This window comes from Alloscardovia sp. HMSC034E08 (assembly GCF_001813415.1).
Classification (GTDB): Bacteria; Actinomycetota; Actinomycetes; order Actinomycetales; family Bifidobacteriaceae; genus Alloscardovia; species Alloscardovia omnicolens.
The window spans coordinates 704,585-725,400 of the sequence record NZ_KV812468.1 but is presented as its reverse complement, the minus strand read 5'-3'; the positions used below and the strand labels follow the sequence as shown (position 1 = coordinate 725,400).

The following is a 20,816-nucleotide window of genomic DNA, read 5'->3' as shown; positions in this document are numbered from 1 at the left end:
AACTGGCATATCGGTTGCGCGTATCGACTTCACGATGAAGTAAAACCACATTCACTCCGAAACGATGCCTTGACGCATGACTGCCAGAGGAATCAACTAGAACCTACTAGACAACATCCTCACCTAACCCCGCTAAGTCCCAAGAGTCGGTAAAACTCAATACAAACATGAGTACGCATTCAACAACACAAAAAATTCGGATGCATCCTAAACTGCAACAGACACCATACTCACAAAATCCGTGCACAAGTATGCACGCATCAATCTACTTATCAATATGACGTATGCGTAGCTTGGAGTCATCCTTAGTGCCAGTTAAACGATAAACATCGAAAACACCATCAATTTTACGGATTGATGCCAACAGCTGGTTCAAATGGCTCATATCAGCCATTTCAAAACTGTATTGGCTAATAGCTACACGATCATCACCGGTAGAAATAGTTCCTGCAACAATATTGACGCCCGCATCAGAAAGCACACGCGCAATATCCGAGAGCAGACGTCCTCGATCTAAAGCTTCTACTTGGATTTTTACTAGGAACACACCTTGAGCACTCGTCCAATTCACATCGACAAGGCGCTCTGGCTGATTTTTCTTCAAACTTGCTACGTTCACGCAATCTTCGCGATGAACAGATACCCCTGCTCCACGGGTAACAAAGCCAACAATCTGATCTCCTGGCACAGGAGTACAGCATTTTGCAAGCTTAACCCACACATCGTCCACGCCTTTAACGGATACGCCAACAGATTTCGTGCGACGAGGTCCGCTACCGGAGCGTCTACGCAAAGGAACAATATTTTGCTCAGGACTCTCGTCAGCATCATCGTCCACGAACTTAAGAATATGAGTAATAACGCTCTGCGTGGAGACTTGACCCTCACCAATAGCTGTATACAGGGAATCAACATCTGGATAACCCAAATCTTCTGCTACAGCTACGAAAACTCCAAGTCTGGTGTAATTATGCGTAAACAGATTACGCTTACGCAAAGCGCGTGTCAGTTCGTCACGACCTTCTTCCATGTTTTCAGCTCGACGTTCTTTCGTGAACCACTGACGAATTTTATTGCGCGCCTTTGGCGACTTAACAAAGTTCAACCAGTCATGAGAAGGACCAGCATTTTCTCCGCGCGAGGTAATAATTTCAACCGTATCACCGTTTTGCAGCTTCGTATCTAATGGCGTCAGACGCCCATTAATACGCGCACCCATCGTATGGTGTCCAACTTCTGTATGAACAGCATACGCAAAGTCTACCGGTGTTCCCTCTTGCGGAACTGAAACAATCTTTCCTTTAGGAGTAAACACATAAACTTGACTGGCTCCTAAATCATCTTTTAAGAAGCCGAGGAACTCATCTGAATCAGGAACCTCGCTCTGCCAATCAGCAAGCTGTTTAATCCACTGAAGGTTATCGTGTTCAAAGAAATCGCTACTCTCAGCGTCTATCTTCTTACCGCGCTCAGCGTCCTGTTTATCTGGAGCAGATAAAGCGCGACCTGCTCGACCGTTTTCTTTATATTTCCAGTGCGCAGCAATACCGTACTCAGCGCGACGATGCATATCCCAGGTACGAATTTGAATTTCTACTGGCTTACCGCCAGGACCTACCACTGTTGTGTGCAAAGATTGATACATGTTCATCTTTGGCGTGGCAATATAGTCCTTAAAACGACCAGGAACTGGATTCCATCGAGCATGCACGGCACCGAGAGCAGCGTAACAGTCGCGAATAGAATCCACGATAATGCGCACACCCATCAAATCATAAATATCGCCAAAATCATGACCACGCACAATCATTTTCTGATAAATGCTGTAATAGTCTTTTGGACGACCCTTAATATTGGCATGCACGTTCTGTTCGTCGAGGTCTTCGCAAATATCGGCAATAATCTGTTGCAAATACAGTTCGCGTTGACCGGCACGATGACGAACCAACTCCACAATTTCGTTATAAATCTTTGGTTGAAGAGTTTTGAAGCTCAGCTCTTCTAATTCAGTTTTAATGGCGTTCATACCCAGGCGATTCGCCAAAGGAGCATATACGTCAATAGTTTCTTGAGCCTTCTTATACGCACTTTTTGGCTTCACATAACGCCATGTACGCGCGTTGTGTATACGGTCAGATAGCTTAATAACGAGCACGCGCACATCACGACTCATTGCCACAATCATTTTGCGAATAGTTTCAGCTTGGGCAGAATCTCCCACATCCATCTTGGTTAACTTCGTTACACCGTCAACCAAACCTGCAATAGTGTCGCCAAACTCCTCACGACACTGATCCAAGGTGAAATCGGTATCTTCTACTGTGTCATGTAATAACCCAGCAGCAATAACTTTAGGACTCATGCCCAAATCAGCTAAAATCTGAGCAACTGCAATTGGATGAATAATATACGGTTCACCTGAGCGTCTGCGCTGTGAAGCATGTTGTACAACAGCACGTTCATAGGCACGCTGCAGCAAATCCGTATCAGCATCTGGGTGATGGAAGGTGCACACTTGAATAATAGGAAGTAACGGATTGAGCGGATCCGAACTAATTTCTGCACCTAGAATGCGTGAAGTAGGCGCGTTTGCGTCATGCTGTGTAAAATTTGTGTCAGCCATGTGTACCTCCTACTTCTCCCAGCTCTCTATCGCTTTTATTATGCCTTATTGTGCCACACCGGTTGAGCCAAAGCCACGGTCAGAACGATCTGAATCAGGCAATGTTTCCGCTTCAACAAAGCGAGCTTCCACATAGCGCTGAATAACTAACTGAGCAATACGGTCTCCTGGCTCAAAATGAGCAGTGCTCTCAGGGTCGAGGTTAATCATAGGAACTTTAATCTCGCCACGATAACCCGCATCAATAGTTCCTGGAGCATTAACAACGCTAATACCCTGCTTCACAGCTAAACCAGAACGGGGATGAACTAAACCAACGTAGCCTGCAGGCAGAGCAATAGCAATGCCTGTAGGCGCTAAAAATCGTTGGAAAGGCTTCAAATCAAAAGCGACCGTTGTGCGTAAATCTACGCCAGCATCACCCGCATGAGCATAATACAAGCCAGCCTTATTCACATCCTCGTTGAGGAAAGAAATAAGAACTTCAATATTTTCTGGCTCGTTATACATCTCATCATAGGCCATTACGCTGCACACTCCTTGCACACTGGCTGACCATCGTCATCTGTATAAGCCAACTGTGAGCGATGCTTTACCAAGAAGCACTCAGAGCATACAAACTCGTCGCCCTGCATAGGAACAACAGTTACGCTTGAGTCCTCATTACTCAAATCGCTACCAGGAAGTTCGTACCCCTCAGCCAATGCGTTCTCATCATCATCCAAATCATTATTCTGATTCTGACGGGAGCTGGTGCCCAGAGCTTCGATGGATTCCTCGTCTTCGTCCTTGGACCGTGGAGTATCGTAATCCTGTGCCATAGCCTACTCCTTTCACTGAGTCTTTAATACTGAGTCGCGCAGACGATACATCCGTCACGCGATATAAAACGACACGTGTCCTATGCGAAAGAGGATACTACAATTTTTCTATGGCACAAACTACGGCACGTTGAATTGTGTAAAAAACAGAGTAGAATCACATAAATTTTACGTAACACAGACCGTACTTCTCTTGAAAAATACGCTTTCTGCGGAGCAATATTTGAAGGTTTTCTTCAATGTCATAACGCGAGATACGTGTGCGGAACACACATGTATGAAGAAATCTCACATGTGTCCTATCCATTTTATGTATATGTGACCACCTACCCATAATATGGAAGTATTCATAGACGCAAGGGGTTTAATATGGCTGAGAATTCAAGTATTCCGGTAACTTTCGTTCGCGTTGACGCTAACGGTGACCTTATAGTAAAAGACCCACTGACTGGAGATCTTTTTTCTTTAGAAATTACCTCGGAACTTGAACGTGCTATTGCTTCTGCTCGCAATAAAGCACAAACAGTTACTCAACAGGAAGAAAAACAGCCAGAAAAAATTCTTCCGCTGTCCACTATTCAGTCACTTATCCGTTCCGGACAGAGCCCACAGGCCATCGCTCAAGAATACGGTGTATCCGTTTCTGCTGTAAACCGTTTTGCTATTCCAGTAGAAAAAGAAAAGGTTTTCATTACTTCTCAGTTCTTAGAAACTGTTGTTGGCACAGAAGGAAATACTTCGAAAGTTAAAGATATTATTGCTTTTTCGCTTGCTTCTATGGGCGGTGATTACGCTGATGTACAGTGGAGCGCATCACGTCAGGGGCATAATCCATGGCGCATTCAGGCGAATTACAGTTTAGGAGAACACAAAGAAAGCGCTGAATGGATGTTTAATTCACGCAACCATTCTGTGGTGAGCGTCAACACACCTGCAAAGCGTTTACTGCGCGAAATGTCTGCAGCAACCTCACCTGTAGATAAAGAGCTATTCAGCACAGATGCTATTCCAGCTGTAGGTGCTACGCACTCCTCTCCTCCATTTTCTAATCAAGCTGTGTCTACCAGCACAGGCACCTTCGAAACTGTTTCTATGAGTTCTATGCGAGATAATACGCATATGAGCACAGGCGCTTTTAATGCTATTGTTTCTGGTCAGTCGCCTCAATCAGCAGGTTCGCAACACGAAGAACAGTCACAAAGTAGCACACAGTTACCTGCTGTACGTCGAACTTTGGCTGATCCATCAGATTTCCAATCACAGAAGAAGGCATCACGACCTCTGGCTGCCGATGTTCCACTCGATATGGATGATACTGAAGATTCAGCTCCGGTTATCAATCAAGAGGACGCTCATATCTCTGGCTCTGATCAGTCTTCCAGTGCCGGCAGCAACAAAGAAGAAGGCGAAAACGGAAGCGCCAATAGCAACCGAACTTCTCAGCCTCCTAAGCGTAAGCGTTCAGCTATCCCAGCTTGGGACGATATTCTTTTCGGTTCGCAGTCCTAGATGGCATTTGAGCTTATAGATATTGCCCTTTACGTAGACCAACTATGTAAAGGGCTATACAATTAACTCGGCGAAACTGTTAAATTTAGTCATTTCTTCAAATATTCACGTGGTTTACGCGCGTTTTTAATCAGATTAATTTCTCAATTACTCATCTGCTTTCTGCTCATATAATGAGCAGTCTATGGTACGCATAAATCGCGCTAAACTTTTGGAATTATCACGATTCTTATAAAGAATATTGAACATTTTTTGATTTTCTTCAAATTTTATGTAATCTTTTAACATACTATTTTTAATAATAGTAAAGTAAGTTGAATTATATTCAAGGTGATTATGTTATGCCCTGATTCACAAAGATTGTTGCTGGACTACTTGCAACTGTTTTAGGAATAGGAACACTGAGTACATGTTCAGTAAACCTTAGTCTGCCGAGTAATACAACGAGCGATAACAACGCAAGTCAGCAGAAAAAAGTAGATACCTCCGAAGACTCAACAAAAGAAAAATCTCAAAATAGTCAAGAAGAATCTACAGAAAAACCTGCCGATTTAACCGACACGTGGAAAACAGATGCCAACGAAGGCTCGGATTTAATAGCCAAGATTACAAACGACACTATTACTATTACGTGGGCACAGCCTCAAGCATCAGAAGAATCTAGTTTGTATTGGAAAGGACCTCCAACAAAAGCTGGTGATTACACATGAACCTCGCAAGCAGATAGCGATGCCATGAGCAAAGCAGTTGGATTGACAGCACAAGAATCAACGAAGAAATTTACTTATAGTAATGGTCAGATTTCATTTGATGTAACTGCACCTGGAACAACGATTTCAAAAACTCATAAACTTATTAAGCAGTAAAAGCTGAGTAACAACGAGGACTACTGATCATCTTACTTATTAGTAAAAGTTGAGTTGATATTTTCATAGCACAACTTTTACTGTGCGGTAACTGACAGTAGTCCTCTCGTTATTTTGCTGTTAAGATATGAGCCTTTATCAGGCGCTACAATAATCTCTTCGTATGAAGGTCTTACACAACGTCCAGAAGGAACGGAATATCAAGCTCAGCACGTGTTAAGGACCCGTGCACAGCCGGCAAATGCGTCGCTACATCGCTTTGAGTGCGAGAATCTACTATCGTCACATTTGAGGACGCCATAGCAATAACATCACCGATATACGGAAGAACGCGATCACGCACAGGACCATATAATCCGGCAGCAATAGCTTCATCTTTTGTATAGACACGTGCTTTATCTTCAAGAACATGACGCCACCGTTGCGCAACATCGTTCGGATTCATTCCCTCTTCAACATATAAGGACACTGCTCTCGGCTCACCGCCAACGAGGACAACGCCTTCCTGCAGTTCAGGACGCTCAGCAATATCAATGCGCGTCGAACTGTCAGACGCAATCATGCCATGATCGGCAGTAATAGCAATCAGCGTGCCTGGCGCCGCTTTTTTAGCCAAACTTTTCAGCTGAGCATCGACACGTTCAAAAGTTCCTATCCAACGCTCATTATCCCACCCATATTGATGCCCCATTTTATCTGCATCGCGAATATACACGTATGTTAAACCTGGCTCAAACGATGAGCGAGCGGCAATAGAAATACGCTGAGATGGATTTGCTCCAGAAATATAGTTCGAACCTCGTAAAGCAGCGCGCGTTAAAGCAGAATTAGCAAATTTAGGGAATCCTGAAGTCGTAACGCGCACATCCTGAGCACTTAACTGCTCAAAAATAGTTGGCTCACGCTGAATAAGTTCAGGATTAGCGCCGTTAGAAAATTGAATCATTTGGGAAAGCTGACCATTGTCTGGATTGATTTGAGAATAACCAGTCATTCCCGTTAAACCTGGGCACGTTCCCGTACCGAAAACGCTGAGCGCTGCAACAGTAGTGGTAGGAAAACTCGAAGAAATTGGCTGTTGATTATGACTTTGATTAACTAAAGAACGCAAGTAAGGAGCATGACCTTTACGTTCCATGAGATTCCAAAAACCCAGACCATCGATGAGCACAACAATAACAGAGGATGCATGAGGAACGCCTAAATCTACTCTTAAGCGCTCAGCATCATTATGAATTGCAGTAGAAACTGGCGTTCCCAACGCGGCGGATAAAGCAGGTAAAACAGCGCTTAAATGACGTGCACCACCGCGACCTTGAGAATTTATGGCATCATAATTAACTACATCTTGTAACGACAAAAGTTCTGCATCACTGTACACATCGGACATAGTGTCATTTAATCATACGGCTTGCATATCTAGACTCCGTACTCCTAGCAGGCCGCATCGTTTATTACTCCAAACCGACCGCATCCCTCATCCTAGCGCGCACTATTTATTCACACACTCATTATTTATTCACGCGCACACCCGCCATGCACGGCACCCCAGATAACCTGCATACTCCCCCATATGCTCAATTCTCATCAAAACAAAACAGAGGAACAAAACAGATAAACAAAACCGAGCACGCATGGTCGTGAACGTAGAGCGGGCGTATATAATAAGTGGGACTGTGTTATATAAGGAGATACATGGCACGCAAACGCACACACGCCGCTACTTACGATCCTCGCGAGATTAAGGAAAATATTGTAGACACGCCGCTTCAGGAGGAAATGAGCAAGTCCTTCTTGGAGTACGCGTATTCCGTTATTTATGCGCGCGCTTTGCCTGATGCGCGCGACGGCATGAAGCCTGTTCAGCGACGTATTATTTATCAGATGGGTCAGATGGGTTTGGCTCCTGAGAAACCATATATGAAGTCAGCACGTGTTGTGGGTGAAGTGATGGGTAAACTTCATCCTCACGGCGATTCTGCTATTTATGAAGCCATGGTGCGTTTGGCTCAGCCTTTTGCTATGCGATTACCTTTGGTGGACGGTCACGGTAATTTTGGTTCGTTGGATGACGGTCCTGCTGCTTCACGTTATACTGAAGCCCGTTTAGCTCCTTCAGCTTTCGGTATGATTGATTCTATTGGCGAGGAAACCGTTGATTTCACACCAAATTACGATAATAAGCTAGAAGAGCCGACTGTGCTTCCAGCGGCATTCCCTAATTTGCTGGTTAATGGAGCTTCGGGTATTGCGGTGGGTATGGCCACAAATATGGTCACTCATAATTTGCGTGAGGTTGTGGCGGGAGCACAATATTTGATGAAGCATCCCGAGGCAACACTCGAGGATGTGATGCGCTATATTCCAGGACCAGATCTGCCCGGTGGTGGCATTATTATGGGGCGAGATGGCATTCGTGAGGCCTATGAGACGGGGCGCGGAACATTTACCACGCGTTCACAAACGCATATTGAGAATGTGACGGCGCGTAAGAAAGCAATTATTGTTACTGAACTTCCTTTTATGGTTGGTCCAGAAAAGGTTTTGGAGCGCATATCTGAAAGCGTTAAAAATAAAAAACTTGACGGTATTTCCGGCGCGATTGATTTAACAGACCGTCATAACGGAACGCGCATAGTTATTGAAATTAAATCAGGTTTCGATCCTCAGGCCGTGCTTACTCAGTTATTTAAGTACACTCCTTTGGAAGATAACTTCACTATTAATAACGTGGCTCTGGTCGATGGACGTCCGCGTACTATGGGTTTGCTTGAGCTACTGAATGTATGGATTGCTCATCGTCGCGATGTTATTCGAAAACGCTCTATTTATCGTAAGCGTAAAGCTGAAGAACGTCTGCACTTGGTAGAAGGTTTATTGCTTGCCCTTATCGATATTGATGAGGTTATTGAAGTTATTCGTTCTTCGGATGACGCTGATTCCGCTAAACACCGTTTAATGGCTGTTTTTGATTTAGACGAGGTTCAGGCGCAGTATATTTTAGATTTGCGTTTGCGTCGTTTAACAAAAATGAGCCGTATTGAGTTGGAAACAGAACGCGATGATTTGAAGCGCGCTATCGAAGAGCTCAATGAAATTCTCGGTTCTGCTCAGGTCTTAGATGGGGTTGTTATTGATTCCATGAATAAGGCTGTTGAGCAATGGGGAGATGATCGTCGCAGTATTTTGCTCGATGAAGGAGAAAACGGCTTTACTCCTGTACAGTCTGCTGTATCGTCTTCTAGCTCGTCTACCCCATCTGAGCAGACATCAACTGCGTTGGGTGTTGGTGGAGGTTCTTCACATGCTCAAGCCTTAGCTCAGGTTAATGCACAAATGCAGGCTAGTGCTGCTTTAGGCTCAGTACGTGGTGCAGCCCCATCGTCCGCGCTGGAAGTAGAAGATGTGCCGTGTGTTATTGCTCTGAGTGCTTCAGGGCGTATTGCACGATTATCTGCAACTGCTTGGGATGTGTATCACTCTCGTAATGCCGCTACCCCACGCTACGCTGATGATACTCTTCTCTCTCTTATTCAATCATCTACACGTTCAACGTATGCGCTCATTACGTCAGCAGGTCGTTTAGTGACAGCACATACCTCCGATTTACCTCAGCTACCTGTTTCGGAGTACTTGAGCTTGAGCGCTGGCGTTCCAGCCGATGAGTTACTCATGAGCACAGAAAGTACCGACCCTGTTGAGGGTGAACATACTGTTGCTGTTATTTCTATGAATGACGATGATTCTACGCCTTTGGCTTTGGGAACACGTAACGGCGTTGTTAAGAGATGGAATAGAGAATCACCAACAACCATGGATTCATGGAGTGTTATCGATTTGAAGGATAATGACGAAGTTCTCCATGCTGCTCAAGCGGATGATGATGATCGTCTCGTCTTTATTTCTTCTGATTCATCTCTTCTAACTTTTGCAGCTTCCGCGGTACGCGCCCAAGGTCGCACAGCTGGCGGTATGACTGGTATGAAACTATCTGAAGGTCAGCATATTGTCTGCTTTGCTGTTGTTCCTGCCGGTAAGGTGGCATGGACGTATGACGATAACGAAGAAGGAAATACTGCTCAGTCAGGCGCAGTAGTCGTAACCGTTGCTGGAGATGCTGATGCTCTGCCAGGCACAGATAACGGCGCTTGCAAGGTAACACCATTGGAGCAGTACCCTACGAAGGGTCGTGCAACAGGTGGCGTGCGCTCACAACGCTTCCTGCGCGGTCAAAACACGCTAATTGCTGCTACAGTTGCGGACGTACCAGTCTTTGCTGCAACGCAGAGTGGCCACCCGGTGGATCTTCCTGCAGTAGATATGCGTCGAGACGGTTCAGGTACGGAATTAAGTGCTCCAATAACCTATTTCTCCCGCGTATAAATTAATGGTCAGCGCCTAAGCACTGACCATTAATTTATTTACTCATTTTGCGCACAATCAGTTCATGCATACCGCACAAAATAATAAACAAAATCAGCAAATAAACAGGTAAATACACTGCTGAAATATTACGCGCTATAATACCGAATAGTGGAGGCAATACAAGATTTCCTGTATAAGCGCTCGCCATTTCAACACCAATCATGGCTTGAGAATGTTGTTCGCCAAAAATAGCAGGAGTGGAATGAATAATACTTGGATAAATCGGAGCACAACCGACTCCAATAACAATTAAACCAATCATCGTCAAGGGATTCCATGGCGTAGGAATCATAGTGACTACAATACCCGCTCCAAGCACTATGCAACCCAAACGAATCATCTGTGAATCAGTAAATCTCTCTGCAATAAAACCGCAGGCTAAACGACCGGCTGTAATACCAATAAAGAAGTAGCTTGCCCAAGTAGCTGCATCTTCAGCAGTAATACCGCGCGCTTGCATGGCAAAAGTACTTGCCCATAATCCTGCTGTTCCTTCAATACCACAGTAAGCTAAGAACATAAATAAAATCTCTTTAGCCATAGGCAAACGCAAAGTTGCTATAAGACCAAGAGGAGCAGAGTCCGCCTTGTTGCTCTGCTCAGTTTCCGAGCTATGTTCTGATTGTGCACCTCTTTTTGCCCACCATGGAAGAGAAGCAAAAACAATACAGGTAATACCAATCTGAATAAAGGAAATATAGCGATATCCCAACTGCCATTGATGCTGCTGAGCAATAGCATACGCCATAATATATGGGCTAATAACAGTGCCCACTCCCCACATGGCATGCAGCCAACTCATATGACGATTACTATAATGTAACGCCACGTAATTATTCAGAGCTGCATCAATAGCTCCGGCTCCTAAACCATACGGTATAGCCCATAAGCACACAATCCAAAAGCTTGGAGCAAGAGAAAATCCCAGAAGCGCTATAGCAGTTGCAGCCACTGAAAATGCTGTAACCTTGCCAGCACCTAACTTATAGGTTAAACGGTCACTGAGCAGAGCAGAAATAATAGTGCCCAAAGTAATAATAAAAGTAACAATACCTGCATATGATACAGGCACATGGAAAGCAGGATACATAGATGGCCATGCTGATCCCATTAAAGAATCAGGAAGACCGAGCGAAATAAAAGCTAAATAAATGACGCCCAAAAGTAAGTTCGCCATTGCACTCCTTTTCTAAGTTTATGCCTCATTGCTGTGGCTGCCCTGCCACCAAGAGCATGTATGACAACGTTCACATCAAGGAAAATACTAGCGTAGGGGATTTACATTCCGAGCGAAAGAATTGTGGTTTTCACGTAAAACTTAAGAAAAAGCGAATGATTCACGTCAAGCGAATCATTCGCTTTCCACAGATATTAGGCGTCAATCTTCGAACGATCGAAATCATCTGCGTTATCAATAATAAACTGCTTACGAGGAGGAACTTCATCACCCATCAAGAGGCTGAAAATATCTGAGGCATGCGCAGCATCTTCTAAGCGAATACGACGAAGCATGCGCGTACGCGGATCCATAGTGGTATCGGCAAGCTGATCTGCATCCATCTCACCCAAACCCTTATAACGCTGAATATCTTCGTTATACGCAATACCTTGTTCACGCAGCTGAGTAAGCTTAATACCCAGCTCTTCCTCAGAATACGTGTAGATATATTCACCCTTACGTTTGCCTGTTAAAGCAATACGATGCAAAGGCGGCACAGCCGCATAGACATGCCCTTCAGCAATAAGCGGGCGCATATAACGATAGAATAGGGTGAGCAGCAGAGTGCGAATATGCGCTCCATCGACGTCTGCATCGGTCATCATAACAACCTTGTTATAGCGAGATTGGCTCACATCGAATGTCGAGCCTGAGCCTGCTCCAACAACTTGAATAATAGATGAACATTCTTTATTCGCTAAAATTTGCGCAGTAGAAGCCTTCTGCACATTCAAAATTTTTCCACGAATTGGTAGCAGAGCTTGGAACATTGAGTTACGAGCCGCCTTAGCAGTGCCTAAAGCGGAATCGCCCTCAACAATGAACAGTTCAGCGATGTCATCATTTCCTGGCTGGCAATCCGACAGCTTTGAAGGCATTGAAGCTGACTCCAACGCATTTTTACGTCGCGTTACTTCCTTCGTTTTGCGCGCCTGAATGCGTGCATGCATTTCTCCCACAATTTTCTCAAGCACACGCACCGACTGCTCTTTAAAACCGCGACGCGAACCAGATATCATCTCTCCGAACTGTTTATCGGACATTTTCGTCACAATAGGCTTCACTGGAGCTGTTCCCAGCACATCCTTAGTTTGACCTTGGAATTGTGGTTCAGCAATGCGCACAGTTACTACAGCCACGAGACCTGCAACAACGTCATCGCGTTCCACTTTCATACTGGAATCTTTAGTATTGTATTTGAGTTTGCGCGCATTAGCTTCCACATTTTTGCGCACCTGTTTGGTTATGGAGTTTAAGAAACCATCCACATGCATACCGCCGCCAGGAGTCTCCACTACGTTGACGAAGCTGCGCACAGTGGTTTCGTAATCATTAACCCAACGCAAAGCAATATCAACATCACATGAACGTTCAATCATCTCAGCATGCAAATCACCTTGAGCAGACACAATCTGAGTTTCTTCCTCGTATGTATCTTGTCCTGTAATATGCCAAATATCGCTAACTGCTTCGCCACTGGTTAAGAAGTCAACATAATCAACAATTCCGCCCTCGTGGTGGAAACTTTGCACGCGAGGGTGCGCCTGCTGTGGCTGGTGCAGCTGTTCAGCATCCTTGGCGCTATCGTTTGGTACATCGCTCGACTCGTCAACTACAACGGTCTCGACTGGCTCTTCAATAGATTCATCGACCACGGTAATCTTCAGTCCTGGCACTAAGAAGGACGTCTGGCGTACTCGATCTACCAATTGCTCATAGTTGAATCGAGCTGTGGCGTTAAATATTTCAGGATCAAGCCAATAACGAATACGTGTTCCTGTATGCTTGCCTTCATATGTGCCTACAACGCGCAATTCTGTTGCTTTACGCTTAGCCGTTGCTTTAAACGGTGATTGAGGAGATGGCTGATTAGGATTTGCATCCGTATACACTCCAGGATGACCCTTATGGAATTCCATGCGATATGTTTGACCATCACGGTCAACTTCAACATCTAAACGCTCACTCAAAGCATTAACCACAGATGAGCCCACACCGTGCAAACCACCCACAGCATTATAGGAGGAACTACCAAATTTAGCACCTGCGTGTAGCTTCGTCAGCACGACTTCTACGCCCGATAACCCTGTCTTTGATTCTTTGTCAATTGGAATACCGCGACCATTATCTTCTACAGTAATAGATCCATCTGTATGAAGAGTAACAGTAATCTGTGTGCATACACCCGCTAAGGCTTCATCCACAGAATTATCAATAATTTCCCATAAGCAGTGCATAAGTCCTTGACTATCGGTAGTTCCGATATACATACCCGGACGTTTACGTACTGCATCGAGTCCCTCCAAAACGGACAGACTATCTGCATTATATTCTTCTTGTGCTGTTTTCTTAGCAGCCATGAAAAAATGCCTCTTTCACACACACGGTTACGAATGCATACAACCTTTTGGTCAGGTTAGTATCGCTCATACCCCGCTAAAATATCTGGGCAGGTCTAGAGAAAACAGACCTGCCCACACATAACCAGTTCGCACACTCTCTTACTTCTGATAGCTACTTCTGGCAGCTTCCCGTTATTCCTGATTATTCCGATTATTCCTGATCTAAGAAGTCGCGCAAAGTCTGCGAACGCGATGGATGACGCAGCTTTGCCATAGTCTTCGACTCAATCTGGCGAATACGTTCACGCGTAACACCGTACACGTGACCAATATCGTCCAAAGTCTTAGGCTGACCGTCTTCCAGACCGTAACGCATCTTAATAACGCCAGCTTCTCGAGGGCTCAGAGTTTCCAAAACCTGCTTGAACTGTTCCTGAAGCAGGGAGAATGCTACAGACTCGGATGGTGCGATAGCATCGGAATCTTCGATAAGATCACCAAACTCGGAGTCTCCATCTTCACCCAGCGGAGTGTGCAAGGAAATTGGTTCGCGACCATACTTTTGTACTTCCTGAACCTTCTCCACAGGCATATCGAGCTCGCGAGCCAGCTCGTCAAGGGTTGGTTCGCGACCCAAATCCTGAAGCATCTGGCGCTGTACACGCGACAGCTTGTTAATCACTTCCACCATGTGCACAGGAACACGAATTGTACGCGCCTGATCTGCCATAGCACGCGTAATCGCCTGACGAATCCACCATGTTGCATAGGTAGAGAACTTAAAGCCCTTCTTCCAGTCAAACTTTTCTACTGCTCGAATAAGACCTAAGTTACCTTCCTGAATCAAATCCAAGAAGAGCATGCCGCGACCGGTGTAACGCTTAGCCAAAGACACAACCAAACGCAGGTTCGCTTCCAACAAGTGGTCTTTTGCCTTCTTACCATCGCTAGCAGCCCACTTAAGCTCACGCTTTTGCTTGAAGTCCATCTCATCGATGTTCTCCGTATCCAAAATATGCTGAGCATACAGGCCGGCTTCAATACGCTCCGACAAGTCCACTTCTTGGTCTGCAGTCAGCAGGTTTACACGGCCAATCTGCTTAAGATAATCTTTTACAGGATCGGCCGTTGCACCTGTTGCTACAACGCGACGCTTCGGATTTCCCGATGGAGTAAGGGTATCGTCGTCGTCCTTAGATTCGTTCAGAACGAAAGCGCCTTCACCCTTCGGCTCTTCCTCTGACTGCTCCTCTTCCTCATCGTCGTCGTGTTCTGGTTCTGGATCGTCTGTGCGTTCCTCATCCAAATCATCGTCATCATCATGAGTAATAGGGTCGCCGTTCTCGTCTAATTCAATAGAATCGAGATCATCGGTATCGTCTGCATTATCATCAGACAAATCATCTACCAATTCATCGTCCTGTGTTTCAGACGTTACATCGTCACTAACTTCAGCCTCGGCTTTGGCTGTGCTCTTACGACGTGTTCTCTTTGCTGGTTGTGCAGAAGTGTCCTCTTTATCGTCAGCTTTTTTCTTCGTACTGCGTGAAGAACTACTCTGAGATGCTGCTGATTTCTTGGTTGAGCGAGTTTTCTTTGCTGGCTTATCCTCTGCAGCAGCCTCCATATCGATTACCGCGTCCTGCGCAACTTCTGCTACGTCCACAGCTTTTTTCTTAGCTGTAGTTTTCTTTCGCGATGTCGCCTTCGTAGCTTTCTCCTGCTCAGTATCCTGTGCTGTTGCAGTTTTTTTCGCTGTAGCCAACCTATCCTCCTTGGTACTTTTTACGCAGAAAGGCGCAAAAAGGACGCACTTATGGCAAGTGCAAGTATGTGTATACCACAAGATAACCAAAAAGCCAAGACTTTTATTCCATCATGTTTCAGTATTTTTCGCACATTGAGCGTGAACACACCATGCAGGATAGATTTTCTTATCGAGAGCTTTACCAGTAATCAGAGATAACGTATAGTTTCTATCTTGATTTAAGGCATGCTTATTAGCAGTAAGAGCTTTCGAGAATTCCCCGCTTGCCCACAGCAGATACGCCTGAATACCGTAAAACGGTGCATGATATTTCTCGGGAACAAGAATTTTGATTGCATCAAGAATATCCATGCATCTACTTAAACGCTCAGAATCTGGCTGCGCATTCACATCATTAATCAGGGACGCCAAAATTTCGTGCACCAACATGGTGCTGCGCCTGTGCGTAGGATGCTTAAGAAAATCGAGAGTCGTCGCTTCCGGTAAATTTCTCATAGCAGTTAAAATAATGGCATCTCTAAAAGCTAGATACTTGGTTATGCCCACAATAAAACGATAATATTCATCCTCGCTCCATTGTGGTGCTTCAACCGATGTTTCTACCTTTTCTTGAAGCTCGTCATATGGCGCATTCATCATATGCATCCATTCAAGGCAAACATCGCTGAGCCATCGATGAATAATCTCTGGTTCACTGTTTGGGTTAGTCATTCGTTCAGACATAAAATCTGCTTGACGTTGCGCAATTACCTGCGTTTTAAAATATCTTTGTGTACTCATATTTCTATTGTTCACCAGCAAGCTTCAATTCGAGATATTGAAATGAATATGTGAACCAATGTGGATAACACGCCTTTTTAGACATTCTCCTTTACACTAGAAGTGTGAAAGAACTGACTCAATACGACATTGATGAGCGTCTGGAAAGCTTAATAACACGTGCATGGCACGATAAAATGCAGCACTTCCCTGCTATTGATGCTCCCGATGTTATGCATTTGTTGAATCAGGTAGGCGGTCAGGCAGCTTCTTCAAGTCGTGGAGGCAAACGTTTACGCGCCTTATTGCTGCACAACACAGTAGCTACTTTCACTCCAGATAACTCACCTGCTAAACACTCAGATGAAATTATCGATTTAGGTTGCGCTATTGAAATTTTCCAAACAGCAGCTCTAATTCATGACGATATTATTGATGCAGCAGATACTCGTCGTGGGCAACCATCAGCGCATCGTGCTCTTTCGCAATTTACTCAGAACGCAGATCAAGGTTCCGGTTTAGCGCTTATGCTGGGAGATTTACTCGCAACGCTCAGCATCCGTACAGCGCATACGAGCAGTTCAGTTTTAGCGCATTCGCCGGATATCTTTCACGCTTTTCTTGACATGCACGATCAGGTAGAACTTGGTCAAATCATGGATATTTCTATGGAAAGTCTCGATTTAACGCACACCGATGAATTACATTCATCAATACGAGCTACTTATATTAATAAAACAGCTAGCTACACAACTATTGCGCCTCTTTTTATGGGAATGCTTGCTTCTGGTCATCCCCAAGCTGCTACTCTGGCCCGTAGTTTTGCTCATTCTGTAGGAGAAAAGCTCGGTATAGCTTTCCAAATTCATGATGATTTGCTCGATCTTATGTCTACTCCCCAAAAAACGGGCAAACCTGTGGGAGGAGATATTCGAGAAGCAAAGCGCACCTGGGTTCTTTCTCATGCTTTGCGTCTCACTCAGCCTTCTGACAGAGCTTTTCTGATTGATGCCTATATGCGCGAAACTCGTTCCGAACAGGACGTAGAACAGATTCGTTCTCTTTTCATCTCATGCGGTGCTATTGAGGCGAGTATTACTGATGTAGAAAAATTATGGACTCACGCAGCTCAAGAGATACTCGCAGCATGTATGAGTATGAACGTACCTGCTCAGGATACGCAAAACTTCATATCTTTCTGCTCTCGTTTCGTAGGTTAAGGTTAGACTAGCAATTATGACAACAGCATCTGCACGATATATCAACCAACTTATTGACAACCGTTACTTGATTTCGCGCAAAATTGCTGAAGGCGGCATGGCTAGTGTGTATGAAGCTACCGATCAACGTCTCGATAAGCGTGTGGCAATTAAAATCATGCATACATCTCTCGCTTTATCCGAACAAGGCGACCAATATACCCAACGTTTCCATCGTGAGGCTCTATCTGCAGCAGCTTTAGATAATCCTCATATTGTTCATGTATTTGATGCTGGAAGTATTGATGGCGTGGGCTATATTGTTATGGAATACATTGAAGGAGCCAATTTACGTTCGCTTCTGCGCAGTAAACATACCTTGAGTGTGCGCGAAACTGTCAGTATTCTACGTCAGATTCTTTCGGGTCTATCCGCAGCTCATGAGCAAGATATTATTCATCGCGATATTAAACCAGAAAATATTATGATTAATGCACATGGTAATGTGCAAATTGCTGATTTTGGCTTGGCTAAACGTACATCGAATGCAACTTTAGCTCCTACCGGTATGGTTTTGGGCACAACAACGTATATTGCTCCAGAAACTGCTGAAAAAAATCTTTCTCTTCCTGCCTCTGATTTGTACGCTGTGGGTTTAATGGCATGGGAAATGCTCGTAGGCCGTCCACCTTTTGAATCAGATAATCCTGTTACTGTTGTATATAAACATGTGCACGAGGATGTTCCCAATTTACGTGTTATATCTTCTGCTCTTCCAACGTCTCTATGTTCTTTCGTGGCTTCTCTGGTCAGCCGTAATCTCGAAAATAGACCGAATAATGCCAGTATTGCTGCCGGTCAACTCGATAAAGTTATACAATCGCTCAGCAGCAAAGATTTTAATCTTCGTCTCTCAACTTCTTCAGCCAGCTCAACGCGCGTTATTTCCACGAAAAAACCGTCTCTTCCTGCTATTAACACGCAATTACCGCAAAAACAGACCTCATATCTTGGTCGCCTCATTGTATGGACAAAAAAGTATCGCATGACTTCAGCGGTTATTGGCTTAATAAGCGTTATTTTGCTTATTGCTGGACTTGTTATGTGGTGGGATAACTGGGGTCCTGGTAGTTATTACACTCTTCCTGCAGCCCATGACAGCACATGCACTGCTCAAACATCGTGCACTCTGTCAGGTGCAGATGCTGCCAGCTATCAAAAATTATTAAAAGACCAAGGTATTTCCTATACGGTCAGCAAGAAACATAGCGATACTATTAAATCAGGAAAAATAATTTCCTCCACCCCATCGACTGTTGGCAGCCATATTTCAAAGAAAAACGAAACAGTATCTCTTATCGTTTCTACAGGAATCGAACAAATAACTATTCCATCCGATATTACGAACCCGCAGTCAAGTAATGGTAAAAACCCTCTGAAAGCACTCAAAAAAGCTGGTTTTACCAATATTAAACACGACAGTCATACAGATGAGTATTCTCTATCAGTTCCAAAGGGCGCAGTTATATCCATCTCTCCACGAGCTGGAACTAAGGTAAACCATAATACTGCAATTACTGTTGTGCTATCTAAGGGATTGAAAACAGTAACTATGCCTAATCTTGTGGGAATGAGCCGTGGTGACGCTCTAGCAGCACTCGCCCAGCTCAAAATTACTGCAAACGTCAAAGAAAAGTATTCTGCTACTGCTGATGCCGGAGAAGTCATCAATCAATCCGTTCAAGCTGATTCTAAGTTGAAATGGAACGATACCGTAACGCTAACTGTATCTAAGGGAGTACATACTATAACCATGCCTAATGTTCGAGGTATGACCTTGCCGCGCGCGCAAACAGTTCTTGAAGATTTGGGTCTCAACGTGAAGATTTCCCGAAAGGGCGGAGATACGGTAGCCAAACAATCGATTTCCCCCGGCGAGATTGTTTCTGTAACCGATGACTCGGGTAAAGCGCGTAGTGTTACCCTCACCAGTACGAAGAACTAATACAAAAAGCCGCATACCGAAGTTAAAAGGTATGCGGCTTATGTTGATTTTATTCGTTACTCTCAGCTTTTTCTGCTATAAGCTTTTTAGCTTCTTGAGCATAGATATCTACATATTCTTGCCCGCTTAATTTTTGGATACGCCGCATAAGTTCATCAGTCAGGTTTCGAATATCGTCGTGCGTAATATCTGCTGTATCTTTTTTCTGGACCTGTATAGGCTCACCATATACGCAGGTTACTTGACCTTTTCCTGGTAAGTTTTGCCCTGGTTTTTGTACTTCGCGCGTACCAATTAAAGCTGTAGGAACTATAGGACATCCAGTTTCTAAAGCAAGGCGTGCAAAACCTGTATGACCTTTATATAGCTTTCCATCAGGACTGCGCGTGCCTTCTGGATGAATGCCGAAAAGTTTACCATCTTCTAAAATCTTTCGTGCCGTATCCATAGCACCAGCAGATTTACTTCCTCCTGAACGGTCTACAGGAAAAACACCCACAGAAGTGAACCACCACTTCTTAAACCATCCTTTGAAGCCTTTACCAGTAAAATATTCAGCTTTGCCCATAAAATGAACCATACGCGGGCATGTAATAGGAATAACTCCATCATCAATAACAGACAGATGGTTCGCCGCAATAATAGCGCCACCTGTGCGTGGAATATTATCTACTCCCACCGCATCCACATGGAATCGCATTTGAGCAAGACGTCCTAAAGTCTTGACAAAAAACCAATACATTCTCGGCTCCCCATTTCGTAAAATAGTCCTATGACTAATGATAACCATAAGAGCTCTACAGATGACACGTGGGCAGACTTTGTCAACGCTCATAGTGAAGAGCTAGAATCCATAGAAAAATCTCGTACAGCCAAAAAATTTGAGAAAAAAGCCTCTCGTATTGACGAACAGAAGAGTACGAAACGACCAACTTTGCACATAAAAAGCATTAATGATGATGTTTTCGTGAATAACACGACTACACCGCGCGGTTACTCTACGTCATGGCTGGATGCAGATGATGATCACTTTCATGCACCGAATCCAAGCTGGTCATCTGTAACAACAAGTTCGGTTATTGCGGTCGTTCTTGTCATCATCGGTTTTGTATCTATTTTTGCAGCAGCGGCTTTCCCTGCAGTACGTAGCCTGTGTGCTCTTATTGCAGGTATCAGTTTAATTCTTGCCTTTGGTATTCTGGGGACGATGCACCGTTCACGCACAAATTCTGCCTCGAATAGGCACAATGATGGGGCTCGCATTTAATACATAAAGCCAT

The 20,816-nt window shown here is 44.5% G+C and carries 15 protein-coding genes; 6 read left to right on the top strand and 9 right to left on the bottom strand.

Annotated features, from left to right (window positions below; all coding sequences use genetic code 11):
* Nucleotides 1-265: 265 nt before the first annotated feature.
* Genes HMPREF2909_RS04665 through HMPREF2909_RS04655 form a run of 3 tightly spaced genes read right to left on the bottom strand, consistent with a single transcriptional unit; the run spans nt 266 to nt 3,444 of the window.
* Nucleotides 266-2,623, bottom strand: coding sequence for a RelA/SpoT family protein (locus tag HMPREF2909_RS04665; RefSeq protein ID WP_071415405.1), 2,358 nt, complete (start codon nt 2,621-2,623; stop codon nt 266-268).
* Between the two features lie 45 nt (nt 2,624-2,668).
* A complete protein-coding gene (gene dut / locus HMPREF2909_RS04660; protein WP_071415404.1) occupies nt 2,669-3,148 on the bottom strand; it encodes a dUTP diphosphatase in 480 nt (159 codons plus the stop codon).
* Nucleotides 3,148-3,444 carry a DUF4193 domain-containing protein gene (locus HMPREF2909_RS04655; protein WP_022856433.1) on the bottom strand — a complete coding sequence of 99 codons (297 nt, stop codon included), beginning with the start codon at nt 3,442-3,444 and terminating at the stop codon, nt 3,148-3,150. Before HMPREF2909_RS04655 ends, dut begins: the two co-directional genes overlap by 1 nt.
* Before the next feature lie 369 nt (nt 3,445-3,813).
* On the opposite strand from HMPREF2909_RS04655, the gene sepH reads away from it, so the two are divergent.
* Nucleotides 3,814-4,953 (top strand): septation protein SepH, encoded by a 1,140-nt coding sequence (gene sepH / locus HMPREF2909_RS04650; protein ID WP_071415403.1) that lies wholly within the window; start codon nt 3,814-3,816, stop codon nt 4,951-4,953.
* A gap of 734 nt (nt 4,954-5,687) precedes the next feature.
* Nucleotides 5,688-5,819 carry a hypothetical protein gene (locus HMPREF2909_RS09620; RefSeq protein ID WP_021618456.1) on the top strand — a complete coding sequence of 44 codons (132 nt, stop codon included), beginning with the start codon at nt 5,688-5,690 and terminating at the stop codon, nt 5,817-5,819.
* 172 nt (nt 5,820-5,991) lie between these two features.
* Here the strand turns inward: HMPREF2909_RS09620 and HMPREF2909_RS04645 are convergent, their stop codons facing one another.
* Nucleotides 5,992-7,209 (bottom strand): alkaline phosphatase family protein, encoded by a 1,218-nt coding sequence (locus tag HMPREF2909_RS04645; RefSeq protein WP_071415402.1) that lies wholly within the window; start codon nt 7,207-7,209, stop codon nt 5,992-5,994.
* Between the two features lie 305 nt (nt 7,210-7,514).
* On the opposite strand from HMPREF2909_RS04645, the gene HMPREF2909_RS04640 reads away from it, so the two are divergent.
* Nucleotides 7,515-10,202: a DNA gyrase/topoisomerase IV subunit A gene (locus tag HMPREF2909_RS04640; RefSeq protein ID WP_071415401.1), complete on the top strand. Its 2,688-nt coding sequence runs from the start codon at nt 7,515-7,517 to the stop codon at nt 10,200-10,202.
* A gap of 34 nt (nt 10,203-10,236) precedes the next feature.
* Here HMPREF2909_RS04640 and HMPREF2909_RS04635 read toward each other — a convergent pair whose 3' ends face one another.
* From HMPREF2909_RS04635 to HMPREF2909_RS04620, 4 genes are all read right to left on the bottom strand, one after another.
* On the bottom strand, nt 10,237-11,421 hold the full coding sequence (locus tag HMPREF2909_RS04635) for an MFS transporter (protein WP_071415400.1): 1,185 nt from the start codon (nt 11,419-11,421) through the stop codon (nt 10,237-10,239).
* A 194-nt stretch (nt 11,422-11,615) separates the two neighbouring features.
* Nucleotides 11,616-13,823: a DNA gyrase/topoisomerase IV subunit B gene (locus HMPREF2909_RS04630; RefSeq protein WP_071415399.1), complete on the bottom strand. Its 2,208-nt coding sequence runs from the start codon at nt 13,821-13,823 to the stop codon at nt 11,616-11,618.
* Between the two features lie 193 nt (nt 13,824-14,016).
* A complete protein-coding gene (locus HMPREF2909_RS04625) occupies nt 14,017-15,570 on the bottom strand; it encodes an RNA polymerase sigma factor (protein WP_084797259.1) in 1,554 nt (517 codons plus the stop codon).
* A 111-nt stretch (nt 15,571-15,681) separates the two neighbouring features.
* Nucleotides 15,682-16,353 (bottom strand): hypothetical protein, encoded by a 672-nt coding sequence (locus HMPREF2909_RS04620; RefSeq protein ID WP_148130798.1) that lies wholly within the window; start codon nt 16,351-16,353, stop codon nt 15,682-15,684.
* A gap of 104 nt (nt 16,354-16,457) precedes the next feature.
* On the opposite strand from HMPREF2909_RS04620, the gene HMPREF2909_RS04615 reads away from it, so the two are divergent.
* Nucleotides 16,458-17,552 (top strand): polyprenyl synthetase family protein, encoded by a 1,095-nt coding sequence (locus tag HMPREF2909_RS04615; RefSeq protein WP_084797258.1) that lies wholly within the window; start codon nt 16,458-16,460, stop codon nt 17,550-17,552.
* 16 nt (nt 17,553-17,568) lie between these two features.
* Nucleotides 17,569-19,536 carry a Stk1 family PASTA domain-containing Ser/Thr kinase gene (locus HMPREF2909_RS04610; RefSeq protein WP_071415396.1) on the top strand — a complete coding sequence of 656 codons (1,968 nt, stop codon included), beginning with the start codon at nt 17,569-17,571 and terminating at the stop codon, nt 19,534-19,536.
* Between the two features lie 49 nt (nt 19,537-19,585).
* On the opposite strand, the gene HMPREF2909_RS04605 is transcribed toward HMPREF2909_RS04610, so the two are convergent.
* Complete coding sequence (locus HMPREF2909_RS04605; protein ID WP_022856423.1) at nt 19,586-20,278, bottom strand: lysophospholipid acyltransferase family protein; 693 nt, start codon at nt 20,276-20,278, stop codon at nt 19,586-19,588.
* Between the two features lie 30 nt (nt 20,279-20,308).
* On the opposite strand from HMPREF2909_RS04605, the gene HMPREF2909_RS04600 reads away from it, so the two are divergent.
* Nucleotides 20,309-20,803, top strand: a complete 495-nt coding sequence (locus HMPREF2909_RS04600; protein WP_071415395.1) for a hypothetical protein — start codon at nt 20,309-20,311, stop codon at nt 20,801-20,803.
* The last annotated feature ends 13 nt before the right edge of the window (nt 20,804-20,816 follow it).